Annotated in this window: 12 protein-coding genes and 1 riboswitch; of the genes, 7 read left to right on the top strand and 5 right to left on the bottom strand. The window is 63.8% G+C overall.

The features are described from left to right. Window positions 1-232 precede the first annotated feature (232 nt). From chvE to araD1, 4 genes are all read left to right on the top strand, one after another. Window positions 233-1,303, top strand: a complete 1,071-nt coding sequence (gene chvE / locus FJ980_RS06285) for a multiple monosaccharide ABC transporter substrate-binding protein (RefSeq protein WP_095765887.1) — start codon at window positions 233-235, stop codon at window positions 1,301-1,303. 186 nt (window positions 1,304-1,489) lie between these two features. After that, entirely contained in the window at window positions 1,490-3,022 is a 1,533-nt protein-coding gene (gene mmsA / locus FJ980_RS06280) for a multiple monosaccharide ABC transporter ATP-binding protein (protein WP_140542088.1), read from the top strand. Further along, complete coding sequence (gene mmsB / locus FJ980_RS06275; protein WP_140542062.1) at window positions 3,019-4,314, top strand: multiple monosaccharide ABC transporter permease; 1,296 nt, start codon at window positions 3,019-3,021, stop codon at window positions 4,312-4,314. Before mmsA ends, mmsB begins: the two co-directional genes overlap by 4 nt. 203 nt (window positions 4,315-4,517) lie before the next feature. Then, complete coding sequence (gene araD1 / locus FJ980_RS06270; protein ID WP_140542061.1) at window positions 4,518-5,510, top strand: AraD1 family protein; 993 nt, start codon at window positions 4,518-4,520, stop codon at window positions 5,508-5,510. Window positions 5,511-5,548: 38 nt separating this feature from the next. On the opposite strand, the gene FJ980_RS06265 is transcribed toward araD1, so the two are convergent. Continuing rightward, the gene (locus FJ980_RS06265; RefSeq protein WP_140542060.1) at window positions 5,549-6,643 is read right to left on the bottom strand and encodes a 2'-deoxycytidine 5'-triphosphate deaminase; all 1,095 of its coding nucleotides are present in this window, start codon (window positions 6,641-6,643) and stop codon (window positions 5,549-5,551) included. A gap of 116 nt (window positions 6,644-6,759) precedes the next feature. Then, window positions 6,760-6,837, top strand: a riboswitch (SAM riboswitch). A gap of 56 nt (window positions 6,838-6,893) precedes the next feature. Here FJ980_RS06265 and FJ980_RS06260 point away from each other — a divergent pair. After that, window positions 6,894-8,084, top strand: a complete 1,191-nt coding sequence (locus FJ980_RS06260; protein WP_140542059.1) for an O-succinylhomoserine sulfhydrylase — start codon at window positions 6,894-6,896, stop codon at window positions 8,082-8,084. A gap of 81 nt (window positions 8,085-8,165) precedes the next feature. Here FJ980_RS06260 and FJ980_RS06255 read toward each other — a convergent pair whose 3' ends face one another. After that, window positions 8,166-9,311 (bottom strand): ceramide glucosyltransferase, encoded by a 1,146-nt coding sequence (locus FJ980_RS06255; RefSeq protein ID WP_140542058.1) that lies wholly within the window; start codon window positions 9,309-9,311, stop codon window positions 8,166-8,168. Window positions 9,312-9,652: 341 nt separating this feature from the next. On the opposite strand from FJ980_RS06255, the gene apaG reads away from it, so the two are divergent. Further along, the gene (gene apaG / locus FJ980_RS06250) at window positions 9,653-10,045 is read left to right on the top strand and encodes a Co2+/Mg2+ efflux protein ApaG (RefSeq protein ID WP_095765893.1); all 393 of its coding nucleotides are present in this window, start codon (window positions 9,653-9,655) and stop codon (window positions 10,043-10,045) included. Window positions 10,046-10,237: 192 nt separating this feature from the next. Here the strand turns inward: apaG and FJ980_RS06245 are convergent, their stop codons facing one another. The 3 genes from FJ980_RS06245 to FJ980_RS06235 all read right to left on the bottom strand — a co-directional run bounded on the left by FJ980_RS06245 (window position 10,238) and on the right by FJ980_RS06235 (window position 13,518). Then, complete coding sequence (locus tag FJ980_RS06245) at window positions 10,238-11,266, bottom strand: Hsp33 family molecular chaperone (RefSeq protein WP_140542057.1); 1,029 nt, start codon at window positions 11,264-11,266, stop codon at window positions 10,238-10,240. Window positions 11,267-11,390: 124 nt separating this feature from the next. Then, a complete protein-coding gene (gene argF / locus FJ980_RS06240; protein WP_140542056.1) occupies window positions 11,391-12,302 on the bottom strand; it encodes an ornithine carbamoyltransferase in 912 nt (303 codons plus the stop codon). A 16-nt stretch (window positions 12,303-12,318) separates the two neighbouring features. Further along, complete coding sequence (locus FJ980_RS06235; RefSeq protein ID WP_140542055.1) at window positions 12,319-13,518, bottom strand: aspartate aminotransferase family protein; 1,200 nt, start codon at window positions 13,516-13,518, stop codon at window positions 12,319-12,321. A gap of 357 nt (window positions 13,519-13,875) precedes the next feature. Between FJ980_RS06235 and FJ980_RS06230 the strand changes: the two genes are divergently transcribed. Continuing rightward, window positions 13,876-14,394, top strand: coding sequence for a GcrA family cell cycle regulator (locus FJ980_RS06230; protein ID WP_095765897.1), 519 nt, complete (start codon window positions 13,876-13,878; stop codon window positions 14,392-14,394). Window positions 14,395-14,407: the final 13 nt, after the last annotated feature.

Here is a 14,407-nt window from a genome sequence, read left to right as displayed (position 1 = left end):
CAACCAACAAAGATCGCATTTGACAGTTATGTCAAAGCGACCCACCCTCCGCGCGTTCCGATGCGCAGGGATCGGCGACGAGCGAAATCGTATCGATTGAAACTGCGCCGCGGGGCCGATTGGGAGGATACCGGAGATCGATAAAGCCGACAGTGGCGCGCCAGCGCACCTGCTCGACTGCGCGGCCCGCGAAGCCCCGAGGTGTCGCGTCCATCAACCAGGGAGAGTAATCGTGAAGATCATCAAGACGCTGGCCGCCATCGCGGCCCTTGGCATTGCCGCCACGACCTATTCGGCGCACGCCGCCGACAAGGGTCTCGTCGGCGTGCTGATGCCGACCAAGACCTCGCAGCGCTGGATCAACGACGGCGACGCCGTCAAGTCCCAGCTCGAAGCGCTCGGCTACACCGTCGACCTGCAATATGCGCAGGACGACATCCCGAACCAGCTCAGCCAGCTGGAAAACGAAATCACCAAAGGCCCGAAGGCGCTGATCATCGCTTCGATCGACGGCACCACCATGGCCGACGCGCTGCAGAAGGCCAATGATGCCGGCGTCGTCACCATCGCCTATGACCGCCTGATCAAAAAGACCCCGAATGTCGACTACTACACCACCTTCGACAATTTCGGCGTCGGCGTGATCCAGGCGAACTCGCTGGTCAAGGGCCTCAAGGAGCGCTTCCCGAACACCAAGCCGTGGAACGTGGAGCTGTTCGGCGGCTCGCCGGACGACAACAACGCCTTCTTCTTCTACAACGGCGCCATGTCGGTCCTGCAGCCGCTGATCGATGACGGCTCGATCAAGATCAAGTCCGGCCAGATGGGCATGGACAAGGTCGGCACCCTGCGCTGGCTCGCCGCCACCGCCCAGGCGCGCATGGACAACCTGCTCTCGGCCAACTACTCGGACGGCAGCCGCGTCGACGGCGTTCTGTCTCCCTATGACGGCCTGTCGCGCGGCATCACCGCCTCGCTGCGCGCCGTCGGCTACGGCACGGAAGCCCAGCCTTGGCCGATCGTGACCGGCCAGGACGCCGAGACCGCCTCGGTCAAGCTGATCATCTCGGGCGAGCAGTACTCGACCGTGTTCAAGGATACCCGCGAGCTGGCCAAGGCCACCGTGCAGCTGGTCGACAAGGTGCTCTCCGGCGGCAAGCCGGACGGCCTCGACACCAAGACCTACAACAACGACGTCAAGGTCGTTCCCTCGATCCTGTTGACGCCGCATGAGGTCGACAAGTCGAACTACAAGGAACTGGTCGTCGACTCCGGCTATATCAAGGCTGAAGAGCTGAAGTAATCCGATCTCAAAAGAAGGGGTCCTGCGCGACCGCAGGGCCCCTTTTCGTTCGCAAGCGACCCCGGTATTGTTTTTGCCGGCTACCGCAGCGCCATATGCCGCCACGGCATGAGCGAACTGCGGCATGTTGATTTCGCGCAAGACGCTTTCCGCGAGTGGAAGGCCTGCGCCAGGGAGCAGATCCTGATGGCCTCGACGATTTTGGAGATGCGCGACATCACCAAGACGTTCCCCGGCGTGAAGGCGTTGTCGAACGTCAATCTCAGCGTCGAGGAAGGTGAGATCCACGCCGTCGTCGGCGAGAACGGCGCCGGCAAGTCGACACTGATGAAGGTGCTGTCGGGCGTCTATCCGTCCGGCACCTATGAGGGCCAGATCATCTTCCGCGGCCAGGAATGCAATTTCAAAGGCATTCACGACAGCGAGCATATCGGTATCGTCATCATCCACCAGGAGCTTGCCCTGGTGCCGATGCTGTCGATCGCGGAAAACATCTTCTTGGGCAACGAGCACGCCACCTACGGCGTCATCGACTGGGACGCCAACGAGACGCGTACCGGCGCCCTGCTGAAGAAGGTCGGGCTCAAGGAAGACCCCAAGACGCTCATCACCAATATCGGCGTCGGCAAGCAGCAGCTGGTCGAGATCGCCAAGGCGCTGAGCAAGGAAGTAAAGCTCCTGATCCTCGACGAGCCGACGGCCTCGCTCAGCGAGAAGGACAGCCAGGCGCTGCTCGACCTTCTGCTCGAGTTCAAGCGCCAGGGCATGACCTCGATCCTGATCTCGCACAAGCTCAACGAGGTGAACCGCGTCGCCGACAAGGTGACGGTGATCCGCGACGGACGCACCATCGAGACCTTGCCGAGGAAGGACATCTCGGAAGACCGCATCATCACCTCGATGGTCGGCCGCTCGCTCGACGACCGCTACCCGCCGCGCGAGCCGAAGATCGGCGACGTCATCTTCGAGGTGAAGGACTGGTCGGTCTACCACCCGATCCATGCCGACCGGCAGGTGATCAAGAACATCAACCTCAATGTGCGCAGGGGCGAAGTTGTCGGCATCGCCGGGCTGATGGGCGCCGGCCGGACCGAATTCGCGATGAGCCTTTTCGGGCGCTCCTACGGCCGGCACATCACCGGAGAGGTGTCGCTGCGTGGCAAGCCTATCGACCTCTCATCAGTGAGCAAGGCGGTGGCAAGCGGCATCGCCTATGTCACCGAGGACCGCAAGACCTACGGCCTCAATCTGATCGACCACATCAAGCACAACGTGACCTTGGCCAACCTGTCCGGCGTTTCCAGCCGCGGCGTCATCGACGACATGCGCGAGATGAGCGTCGCCAACGACTACCGCAAGAAGACCAACATCCGCGCCTCCAGCGTCTACCAGCTGACCGGCAACCTCTCGGGCGGCAACCAGCAGAAGGTCGTGCTGTCGAAATGGCTGTTCGCCGATCCGGAGGTTTTGATCCTCGACGAGCCGACCCGCGGCATTGACGTCGGCGCGAAGTACGAAATCTATACGATCATCGCGCGCCTTGCCGCCGAGGGCAAAGCGATCATCGTCATCTCGTCGGAAATGCCCGAGCTGCTCGGTATCTCCGACCGTATCTATGTGATGAACGAAGGGCGTATAGTCGGCGAAATGGCTGCAAGCGACGCAAGCCAGGAAAAAATCATGCGCGCCATCGTTCGCGGAGAAGGAAAAGCATCATGAGCACAGAAAGCGCTCCCGCGCCGCAAAGCGGCCTCGCCGAGGACGTCAAGCAGCAGGGCCCGCGCGTCGCCGTCTCGGCGCTGACGACGAACCTGCGCGAATACGGCCTGATCATCGCGCTGATCGTCATCATGCTGTTCTTCCAGTACACGACGTCGGGAACGCTGTTCAAACCGGTGAATCTCAGCAACCTGGTGCAGCAGAACTCGTTCATCATCGTGATGGCGCTCGGCATGCTCCTGGTGATCGTCTCCGGCTATATCGACCTCAGCGTCGGCTCGGTCGCCGGCTTCATCGGCGCGCTGGCGGCGATGATGATGGTGATCTGGCCGCTCGGGATATTCTCGAATCCGCTGGTGGTCTCGATCGTCTGCCTGTTCGTCGGCGCCCTGATCGGCGCGGCGCAAGGCTACTGGATCGCCTATCACAAGATACCGAGCTTCATCGTGACATTGGCGGGCATGCTGATCTTCCGCGGCATCTGCCAGGCGCTGCTCGGGGGCGGCTCCTCGGTCGGCCCGTTGCCCGACAGCTTCAAGGCGCTGAGCTCCGGCTTCATCCCGGATGTGATCGGCCCGCTGACGCTGGTCCCGCCGACGGTCAATGCCGCCGGCAAGACGATCGTCGGCAGCGGACTGACGCTGCATATGACGACGGTCGTGCTCGGCCTCGTCGCGGTGCTCGCCTACGCCTATTTCGGCTTCAGGACGCGGCGCAAGCGCGAGCGGCATGGCTATGAGGCGGAGCCCTTCCCGCTGTTCGTCGTCAAGACGCTGGTTGGCGGCGCGCTGGCGCTGTTCCTGGTCTTCCAGTTCGCCAGCTACAGGGGCCTGCCGGTCGTGCTGCTGGTGATGGGCGTGCTGATCTCACTGTTCGTCTTCGTCACCAAGCGCATGACCATCGGCCGCCGCATCTACGCCATGGGCGGCAACGCCAAGGCCGCACAGCTTTCGGGCATCAACACCGAAAGGCTGACCCTGATGGTCTTCATCAATATGGGCGTGCTGTCGGCACTGGGCGGCCTGATCATCGCGGCGCGCCTCGGCCAGGCCGTGCCGGCGGCGGGTCTCGGCAGCGAGCTCGACGTCATTGCGGCCGTCTTCATCGGCGGCGCCTCGGCAATGGGCGGCGTCGGACAGGTGATCGGCGCCGTCGTCGGCGGCTTCATCATGGGCGTGATGAACAACGGCATGTCGATCATGGGCGTCAATGTCGACTGGCAGCAGGTGGTGAAAGGCCTGGTGCTGCTCGGCGCCGTCATCTTCGACGTCTACAACAAGAACAAGGCCTGAAGACCTGAAGCGGACTTAAGAAGGCATACGGGTTTCAGATCGCGAAGCTGCCGGCAACCCGTCGGCGCCAAGAAGTCCAGGCAAGGACCGGGCTCGCGAGCGCAATCCGGACGAAGAATTTCAACCGTGGCGCGGATTTCTCCGCGCCGCGCCGGTCAAGGTTTGCCCGCGGGCAGCCAGGCAAGATGAGAGAGGGTTCAAACATGCTGATCTCCCAGATTCTCGACGACGCCGAGACGATCCGCGTCGTCGCCCGCAATGGCGGCGGCAAGACCAGGGTCATCAACGGCGCGCGCAGCGTCTATTCGCTGGCGATGGAGGCCGCGCGGACGGGCACGGGCCTCGAAGCATTGATCGAGCGCAAGGGCTATGGCGAGACGGTCGATCTCGACGCCGCCTACAAGAGGGGCAGGCTGGTCTCGCCGATCAACCATCCGGATCCCGCGCATCTGCATCTCACCGGCACGGGGCTGACGCATCTCGGTTCCGCGGCGACGCGCGATTCCATGCACAAGAAGCTCAGTGACGGCGAAGAACAGCTCACCGATTCTATGAAGATGTTCCGCATGGGGCTCGAAGGCGGCAAGCCCGCCAAGGGACAGGTCGGCGTGCAGCCGGAATGGTTCTACAAGGGCAACGGCACGATGGCGGTGGCCCCCGGCGCTCCCCTGATGTCGCCTGCCTTCGCGCAGGACGGCGGCGAGGAGCCGGAGATCGCGGGCATCTATGTCATCGGCGATGACGGCGCGCCGTTCCGCGTCGGCTTCACGCTGTCGAACGAGTTTTCCGATCACGTGACCGAGCGGGTGAACTATCTGTTCCTCGCCCATTCCAAGCTGCGCAACGCCTCGTTTGGCCCCGAAATCCTGATCGGCGACCTGCCGGCCGACATCCGCGGCGCATCGCGCATCTGGCGCGACGGCAAGCTGCTCTGGGAAAAGCCGTTCCTGTCGGGCGAAGCGAACATGTCGCACACCATCGCCAATCTCGAGCACCACCATTTCAAATATTCGGCCTTCCGCCAGCCGGGCGATGTGCATGTGCATATGTTCGGCACCGCGACATTGTCCTTCGCCGATGGTATCAGGACCGAGGCTGGCGATACTTTCGAAATCGAGGCGCAGGATTTCGGCCTGCCGCTGCGCAATCCGCTGGAGATCGAAAAGCCGGTCAAGGTGGCGGTGAAGGCGCTGTGAGGTAGGGTGATCTCCCCACGAGGGGGAGATCAGCAGCTTCAGCGCGCTGCGCGAAAATGCTTGGAGAGCTTCAGGCCCTGCGCCTGATAGTTCGAGCCGAGTTCGGTGCCGTAAAGCGCCTGCGGGCGCTTCAGCATATGCTCGTAGACGAGACGGCCGACGATCTGGCCGTGGTCGAGGATAAAAGGCACCTCGTGGCTGCGCACTTCGAGCACGGCGCGGCTGCCGCTGCCGCCGGCGGCGGAGTGGCCGAAGCCCGGATCGAAGAAGCCGGCATAATGGACGCGGAACTCGCCGACCAGCGGATCGAAGGGTGTCATCTCGGCGGCATAGAGCGGCGGCACATGCACAGCTTCTCGGCTGACCAGGATATAGAATTCGTCCGGATCGAGCACCAGTTCGCCGGCGCCGCTCTTGTAGATCGGCTCCCAGAAATCGACGACATCCTGCGCGGCACGCTTGTCGACGTCGACCAGGCCGGTGTGGTGCTTGCCGCGGTAGCCGACGAGGCCGTCCTTGTCGCCGTCAAGATCGATGGAGAGCGCGATGCCGCCGCCTGAAATATTGGGCGGCTCGGTGGCGACCAGCATCTCGGCGCGGTGAAGGTCGCGCAGCTCGCTTTCCGAGAGCACCGCGTTGCCGGTGCGGAAGCGGATCTGCGACAGCCGCGAGCCGGCGCGCACGACGATCGGGAAGGTGCGCGGGCTGACTTCGAGATAGAGCGGCCCGCGATAGCCGGCGGCGATCTTGTCGAACTCGTGGCCACGATCGGTCATGACGCGTGTGAAGATGTCGAGGCGGCCGGTCGAGCTCTTCGGATTGGCCGAGGCGGATACGTTCGCCGGCAGCGCCAGGCTCTCGAGCAGCGGCACGATATAGACGCAGCCGGTTTCCAGCACCGCGCCCTCGGCAAGGCTGATCTCGTGCAGCTTCAGCCGCTCGAGCTTGTCGACGACCCGATGATCCGGACCCGGCAGGAACGAGGCACGCACGCGAAACGCTTTGTCGCCGAGCCTGAGATCGAGGCTGGCCGGCTGGATCTGGTCGGCGTCCAGCGCGCGCGGCGACTTCAGCGCCTTCGCCTCGAACAGCGCTGCGATGTCCTGATCCGGAAGAATGCCTGTTTGCCGCAAAGGCTGGCTCCGTTCACAAGGCCGGGCTAGGATCTAAGCAGGCTCTTGCCGCCCGGCTGGTACAAACCTCTTAATGAAGCCGGCAATTGACGCAAGCGCGGCGCGGGTCTAAAGGGTCGTTATCCCGTGGTGATTTGGCCGGTCGGCTTGCAGCCACGTTAAACAAGTCGCTAAAGGACCGTCGAGCCGCAAGGCTATATGGACCGGTTGCGACTTCGCGGCCGGTTTTTTTGTGTCTGAAAGCAGGGCTATGAGCACCAAGAAGCGCAACTGGAAACCTCAGACGGCACTCGTGCATGGCGGAACGTTGCGTTCCGGCTTCGGCGAGACATCGGAGGCGATGTATCTCACCCAAGGCTATGTCTACGAGACCGCGCAAGCGGCGGAAGCCCGCTTCAAGGGTGAGGAGCCGGGCTTCATCTATTCGCGCTACGCCAACCCGACCGTCGACATGTTCGAAAAGCGCATGTGCGCGCTGGAAGGCGCCGAGGATGCCCGCGCCACCGCTTCCGGCATGGCCGCGGTAACCGCCGCGCTGCTCTGCAGCGCCAAGGCCGGAGATCATATCGTCGCGGCGCGCGCCCTGTTCGGCTCCTGTCGCTGGGTGGTCGAGACGCTGGCGCCGCGCTACAGCATCGAGGCGACGCTGGTCGACGGCACCGACATCGCCAATTGGGAAAAGGCGATAAGGCCGAACACCAAGCTATTCTTCCTGGAAAGCCCGACCAACCCGACGCTGGAGGTGGTCGATATCGCCGCGGTCGCCAAGCTCGCCAATTCGATCGGCGCCAGGCTGATCGTCGACAATGTCTTCGCCACGCCGCTGCAGCAGAAGCCCTTGCTGCTCGGCGCCCATATCGTCGTCTATTCGGCGACCAAGCACATAGACGGCCAGGGCCGCTGCCTCGGCGGCGTCATCCTGTCGGACAAGAAGTGGATCGACGAGAACCTGCACGACTATTTCCGCCACACCGGTCCCAGCCTGTCGCCCTTCAACGCCTGGACGCTGCTCAAAGGCCTGGAGACGCTGCCGCTGCGCGTGCGCCAGCAGACCGAGAGCGCCGGCAAGATCGCCGACTTCCTTGCCGGCCGACCGGAGATCGCCCGTGTCATCTATCCGGGTCGCGCCGATCATCCGCAAGCGGATATCGTCAAGAAGCAGATGTCGGGAGGCTCGACGCTGATCTGCCTCGACGTCAAGGGCGGCAAGCAGGCGGCCTTTGCCTTCCAGAACGCGCTCGACATCGTGCTGATCTCGAACAATCTCGGTGACGCCAAGAGCCTGATCACCCATCCGGCGACGACGACACACAAGAACCTGAGCGACGAGGCCCGCGCCGAGCTCGGCATCGGTCCAGGCACGCTGAGGCTCTCCGTCGGCCTGGAGGACACCGATGATCTGCTGGAAGACGTCGAACAGGCGCTGAAGGCAGCAAAATAGAAGGCTGAGAACGCCGCGGCCGGAACCTTCAGAGCCGCAATTCCGGACGGAAAACCGTTTCACACTTTTCCTGGAATTGCTCTAGGCGAGCTCCTCCAGCTCGGTCATCGCCTTGGTGCGGATGGTCATGGCGTTGCCGCGCCATTCGACGGCGCCGCCGAACCAGGCGCGCGCCCAGATGGCCGGCAGCAGGGCATCGCGCACGATCATCGCGGTGACGCTGCGCGGCGACAGGTACCAGCCCTTCGCAAAGGCTAGCAGCCATTCCGGCAGGTAGGCGATCGCCAGCACGCCCAAGGCCGTCGTGGGCAGGCTGACGCCGGCGCTTGCCGCCGCAATCAGCGCCAGCAGCAGCGGCACCGCAGCACCAGTCAGGATCTCCGGTGCGAAGAACAGCGGAAAGGTCACCCGGCGCAGCCGCGCCCAGCGCGCTTGGCGCGACCAGATCTCGGCGAAGCTGCGCAGTCCAAGCGGCTGCTCGAATGGCGAGGCGACGAGGTTGACGTTGAGCCCCAGGCCGTTGACCAGCTTGGTGGCCGCTGCGTCCTCGGCGATCTCGGCGGCCAAGGCCTGGATGCCGCCATTGGCGTCGAGCATCGGCTTGTTCCACAGCATGCTCTTGCCCTGGGCGAAGCCAAGGCCAAGCGCCTCCCCGGCATATTGCCAGCGCGCCTGCAGCGTGTTGAGGAAGGCACATTCGACCTCGGCCCAAAACCCGTCCGGCCGCGAGCCGATCGGCGTCGAACAGACGAGGCCGGTATCCGGCCGCCATGCCGCCATCAGGTGCTGGACATAGTCTCTCGGCATCAGCACGTTGGAATCGGCGAGGATCACCCAATCGTGTCCCGCCGCCTGCCAGCCCTTGACGCAGTTGTTGAGCTTGGGATTGGCGCTGACGCGATCGTCGCCGATCAGCAGCCGCGCAGGAATTTTGGGGTGGCGCGCGATCGCCGCGTCGATCAGCTTGACCACCGGGTCTTCGGCATGCGCGACGCAGAAGATCAGCTCGTAGCGCGGCCAATCGAGCGAAAAGGCGCGCTGCAAGGTCTCCGGCGTGAACGGCTCGACGCCACGCGACGGCACGATGATGGAGACCGGTGGCCGCGCACTGGAGGGCGGCGCCATGACATGCCGCCGCTTCAGCCGCGACGAGGCGAGCAGGATGCTGGCGAGATTGAAGGAAAGAAGCGCTGACGAAGCCAGGCCGGCTGCGATAGTCAGTTCCATCGAGATCTGGTCACTCCCGATGGAGAGTTTCACCGTTTCACGCAAACGGCGACCCACTCCATCTCCTTGTTTTCACGCGATTCCGGACGGAAGGCTACGGCGAAGGCGCCGAGCCTAACCGCTCGCGCTTTTCCTGGAATTGCTTTAGGCCGCACGCGACCGTTTCAACTGTTACAGAGCGTCCGAGTCGCCCGGCATGTTTGTGCACACCAACATTGTCATGTGTCACTTAAATGACATTGTTTTTCGGCACCTGCGCTTACAAGGCTGACAGGATGGTCGGCGCTGCGTATCAAGAGCGGAGCGTGACATATGTTCCGCGGCGGCAACCGGAGTGGCCCATGTATCGCGCAGTGACGCGCAACATCGAAGTGCTGGTCAGGCCCTTCTATCTGGAGGACCGCTCCGATCCGTCCGAGAACCGCTATGTCTGGGGTTATCAGGTGACGATCGACAACCGCTCCGACGAGTTCGTGCAGCTTGTGTCGCGCTACTGGCACATCACCGACGGCCAGGGCCGGGTCGAGGAGGTGCGCGGCGCCGGCGTCGTCGGCGACCAGCCGGAACTCAATCCCGGCGACAGCTACCAGTACACCTCGGGCTGCCCGCTCTCGACGCCATCAGGCATCATGGTCGGCCATTACACGATGCGCAACGGCCGCGGCGAGACGTTCGATATCGCCATTCCGGCTTTCTCGCTCGATATGCCGGGGACAAGGCGCACGGTGAATTAGCGTTTTTCTGCCGTCTCTATACGGGGAGAAATGCCCGGCAGGGCAATGAGGGGCGGCGCCGGGCTTCCGAGATTTTCCTTGAGGCGGACAACAGCTTCGCTACGGCGGACGCTATCACGGCCAACGTTGGCGCCGCCCCTCATCCGCCCTTTGGGCACCTTCTCCCCGTGGAACGGGGAGAAGGAAGAGCGCTTACTTCGCGAATTCAGCCGGGTCGAAGTCGTATTGGGTCGAGCAGAACTCGCAGGCGACATGGATGCCGCCCTCTTCGGTCGAGTCCTTGATCTCCTCAGCCGAAAAGCCTTCGAGAATGCCGCGGATCTTGTCGCGCGAGCAGGAGCACTGGTCGGCGACAGGGACGCCGCGGAAAACGCGCACGCCGTGTTCGTGGAACAGCCGGTAGAGCAATCGCTCGGCGCCCACCGTCGGGTCGATCAACTCGGTCGGCTCGATCGTGCCGAGCAGCGCCAGCAACTCCTGCCAGGAATTGTCGGCCGGCTGGTCCGCGACGTCACGCGGATCGCCGTCGCCGCCGGAAATATCGGGAACGCGCATGCGCTCCGGCGATTGCGGCAGGAATTGCGCCAGAATGCCACCGGCGCGCCACTGCTCGCGCGCGCCGGCCGGGCCGGGCGTGACCAGCTTGGCGACCGACATCTTGATATCGGTCGGGATCTGCTCCGACTGCCGGAAATAGGTGCGCGCGGCGTCCTCGAGCGAGGTGCCGTCGAGCTGGACGATGCCTTGGTAGCGCTGCGTATGCGGGCCCTGGTCGATCGTCAAGGCCAAGACGCCGTCGCCGAGCAGCGTCTGCTGCGAGGTCTCGCCGGCGGCGGTCAGCGCCTGCAGCCGGTCGGCATCGAAGCGCGCATAGGCGCGCAGCGCATGCGGCGTGGTGAAATCGGCCACCAGCATGTCGACCGGACCGTCGGTGCGGGTCTGCAGGATGAACTTGCCTTCGAACTTCAACGAGGTGCCGAGCAGCACGGTGAGCACGCAGGCTTCCGCCAGCAGGCGGGCGACGGGCTCAGGGTAATCGTGGCGGCTCAGAATAGCGTCGAGCATCGGCCCGAGCTGCACGGTGCGGCCGCGCACATCGAGCGGCGCGACCTCATAAGGCACGACATGATCGTCGCCGGCGAAGCCGAATTCACCGAGTTGGGGTTTATGCTCAGCCAAGGTCTGGGTTTCCAACATGACAATACTCCGGGGCGCAGCCATGCCGCCCGGTGAGCCGCATGCGTCGAAGCGCGTTCAATTTACGTGATGGCCCGCAAATAGGCATCACATGTCCCCAGATCAAGTTGAGCCCGATCGGGCCGGAAGCGGTCAGGTCCAGCCCTTCTCACGCGCCCAGACACCAGGCCAGCACAGCCTTCTGGGCGTGCAGCCGGTTCTCGGCCTCGTCGAAGACCACCGAATGCGGCCCGTCGATCACCTCATCGGTGACCTCCTCGCCGCGATGCGCCGGCAGGCAGTGCATGAACAATGCATCGGGCTTGGCCTTTGCCATCAGCGCCGCATTGACCTGATAGGGCAGGAAGACGTTGTGGCCGCGGGCGCGATGCTCCTGGCCCATGGAGACCCAGCTGTCGGTGACGACGCAGTCGGCCTTGTCGACGGCTTCCTCGGCAGACCTGGAAAACCGAACCTTGCCGCCATTGGCCTTCGACCAGTCGACATATTTCCCGAAAGGCTCGCTGCCTTCCGGCACCGCGACATTGAGGTTGAAGCTAAAGCGCGCCGAGGCCTCCAGGAGCGAATGCAGCACATTGTTGCCGTCGCCGGTCCAGGCGAAAGTCTTGCCGGACACCGGACCGCGATGCTCCTCAAAGGTCATGATGTCGGCCATGAGCTGGCAGGGATGCGTGTCGTCGGTCAGCCCGTTGATGACCGGAACGGTGGCGTTCTCGGTGAGCTCCAGCAGCCGGTCGTGCGAGGTGGTGCGGATCATGATGGCGTCGACATAGCGCGACAGCACTTTCGCCGTGTCGGCGATCGTCTCCGAACGGCCGAGCTGCATCTCGGTGCCGGTCAGCATGATGGTCTCGCCGCCGAGCTGGCGCATGCCGACATCGAAGGACACGCGCGTGCGCGTCGACGGCTTATCGAAGATCATGGCCAGCACCTTGCCATCGAGCGGTTTTGAACGCTCACCCGCCTTGAGCCTGGTCTTTCGCGCCACCGCGTCGTCCAGCATGATGCGCAGGTCGCCCGCGGAAACGGCGGACAGATCGGTGAAGTGGCGAACACTCATCGGCAGGTTCCAGAAATTATTTGGCGGCTTCGGCGGCAATCGCGTCGGTCAGGCGCTTGGCGCCGCCGCGAATGCGCTCCAGCGCCTCGCCGATCTCCTCGTCGGTGACGGTGAGCGGCGGCAGGAGGCGGATGACGTTGTCGCCCGCCGGCACGGCAAGCAGGTGCTGGTCGCGCAGCGCCATGTTCACCTTGGCGTTGGGCATGGCGCATTTCAGGCCGAGCATAAGGCCGGTTCCCCTGATTCCCTCGATGACGTCGGGGAATTCATCGGCCACCGCCGCAAGGCCCTGCTTCAGAAGCAGCGCCTTGCGCTGCACGTCCTCGAGGAAGCCGTCGGCCAGCACCACGTCGAGCACGGCGTTGCCGACGGCCATCGCCAGCGGATTGCCGCCGAAGGTGGTGCCGTGCACGCCGGCCGTCATGCCGGTCGCCGCCTCGTCGGTGGCAAGGCAGGCGCCCATCGGGAAGCCGCCGCCGATGCCCTTGGCGATCGCCATCAGATCGGGGGTGACGCCTGACCATTCATGCGCGAACAGCTTGCCGGTGCGACCGATGCCGCACTGGACCTCGTCGAAGATCAAAAGCAGGCCGTGCTTGTCGCAGAGTTGCCGCAGCCGCTTCAGCGATTGCGTCGGCACCGGGCGTATGCCGCCCTCGCCTTGCACCGGCTCGATCAGGATCGCTGCGGTCTCCGGCGTGATCGCCTTCTCAGCGGCGTCGATGTCGTCGAAAGCCACCTGGTCGAATCCCTCGACCTTCGGGCCGAAGCCTTCGAGATATTTATACTGGCCGCCGGCGGCGATCGTCGCCAGCGTGCGGCCGTGAAAGGCACCCTCGAAGGTGATGATGCGGAAACGCTCGGGATGGGCCTTGACGAATTGATAGCGCCTGGCCGTCTTGATGGCGCATTCCAGCGCCTCGGCACCGGAATTGGTGAAGAACACCTTGTCTGCAAAGGTCGCCTCAGCCAGCCGCTCGCCCAGCCGGCGCTGTTCCGGGATCTCATAGAGGTTGGAGACGTGCCACAGCTTGGCAGCCTGCTCGGTGAGCGCCGCGACCAGATGCGGATGGCTGTGGCCCAGCGAATTCACCGCGATGCCGCCGGCGAAGTCGAGATATCGCTCGCCCTTGTCGGTGACCAGCCAGGTCCCCTCACCGCGGTCGAAAGCCAGGGGTGCGCGAGCAAAGGTCTCGTAAAGCGCCGAACCGCTCATTATATGCGTCTCCGGAACCGGAAATCAAAAAAGCCGCCAATGCGGCGGCCTTTGCGGCTTATCATGGTTTTCGGCCATGAAGTCAACGAAAACGTCGCGCACAAGCGCGTGGCAAGCCCCTGACGCCACGCCGGCTCATAAGTAGGCCGGCAAGTTGGGGAAAACCGAAAAAACCGAATCATGTTGCCCTGGGGACTCTTGTCACCGAGTCAGCGCATAAGGTATTTGTAGTCGAGAAATAACTAGATTTCGTGCGGCGGACCTAATCACCCGGTATATGTGGTGTTGTTTGCCCGGCGAGAGCCGGGGGCGGGAAAGGATTCTGACTGCCGCACGCCTCAGCAGGAGCGCGGTCTCATGAACTGGACTGACGAGCGAGTCGAACTTCTCAGGAAATTGTGGTCGGAGGGTCTGAGCGCCAGCCAGATCGCCGCACAGCTCGGCGGGGTGAGCCGCAACGCCGTCATCGGCAAGGTGCATCGCCTGAAGCTGTCGGGCCGCGGCCGCGCAACGGCCGCTCCGGCGCGCCAGAAGAAGGCGACGCAAGGCGCCTCGATGCAGAAATCGGTGACCCGCGCCGCAAGTGCCACGCGTCACGTGACCACCACCATCGGCGCCACCGCGCTGCAGGTGCAGTTCGACGCCGAGCCGGTCGCGCGCCACTATATCCGACCGGTCGAGAACGTGGTCGTGCCTATCTCGCGGCATCTGCAGCTCGTCGAGCTGACCGAACGCACCTGCAAATGGCCGAACGGCGATCCGCTGTCGGAAGACTTCAACTTCTGCGGCAACGACGCCGCCGAAACGGGACCCTACTGCAAGTATCATTCCCGGGTGGCGTTTCAGCCGGCCGGGGAGCGGCGCAGGGCACGCTGAGCGAATAGCGAAT

The sequence above is a fragment of the Mesorhizobium sp. B1-1-5 genome (genome assembly GCF_006443065.1).
Lineage (GTDB): Bacteria > Pseudomonadota > Alphaproteobacteria > Rhizobiales > Rhizobiaceae > Mesorhizobium.
Note: the sequence above shows the minus strand (reverse complement) of the source record. Positions and strands in the feature narration are given on the sequence as shown.

What these genes read in the sequence shown, in the direction of transcription:
- FJ980_RS06260 (WP_140542059.1), top strand. Translation starts at nt 6,894, where the DNA reads ATGAGCACCAAGAAGCGCAACTGGAAACCTCAGACGGCACTCGTGCAT.
- mmsB (WP_140542062.1), top strand. Translation starts at nt 3,019, where the DNA reads ATGAGCACAGAAAGCGCTCCCGCGCCGCAAAGCGGCCTCGCCGAGGAC.
- apaG (WP_095765893.1), top strand. Translation starts at nt 9,653, where the DNA reads ATGTATCGCGCAGTGACGCGCAACATCGAAGTGCTGGTCAGGCCCTTC.
- araD1 (WP_140542061.1), top strand. Translation starts at nt 4,518, where the DNA reads ATGCTGATCTCCCAGATTCTCGACGACGCCGAGACGATCCGCGTCGTC.
- argF (WP_140542056.1), bottom strand. Translation starts at nt 12,302, where the DNA reads ATGAGTGTTCGCCACTTCACCGATCTGTCCGCCGTTTCCGCGGGCGAC.
- FJ980_RS06230 (WP_095765897.1), top strand. Translation starts at nt 13,876, where the DNA reads ATGAACTGGACTGACGAGCGAGTCGAACTTCTCAGGAAATTGTGGTCG.
- FJ980_RS06245 (WP_140542057.1), bottom strand. Translation starts at nt 11,266, where the DNA reads ATGGCTGCGCCCCGGAGTATTGTCATGTTGGAAACCCAGACCTTGGCT.
- FJ980_RS06235 (WP_140542055.1), bottom strand. Translation starts at nt 13,518, where the DNA reads ATGAGCGGTTCGGCGCTTTACGAGACCTTTGCTCGCGCACCCCTGGCT.
- FJ980_RS06255 (WP_140542058.1), bottom strand. Translation starts at nt 9,311, where the DNA reads ATGGAACTGACTATCGCAGCCGGCCTGGCTTCGTCAGCGCTTCTTTCC.
- mmsA (WP_140542088.1), top strand. Translation starts at nt 1,490, where the DNA reads ATGGCCTCGACGATTTTGGAGATGCGCGACATCACCAAGACGTTCCCC.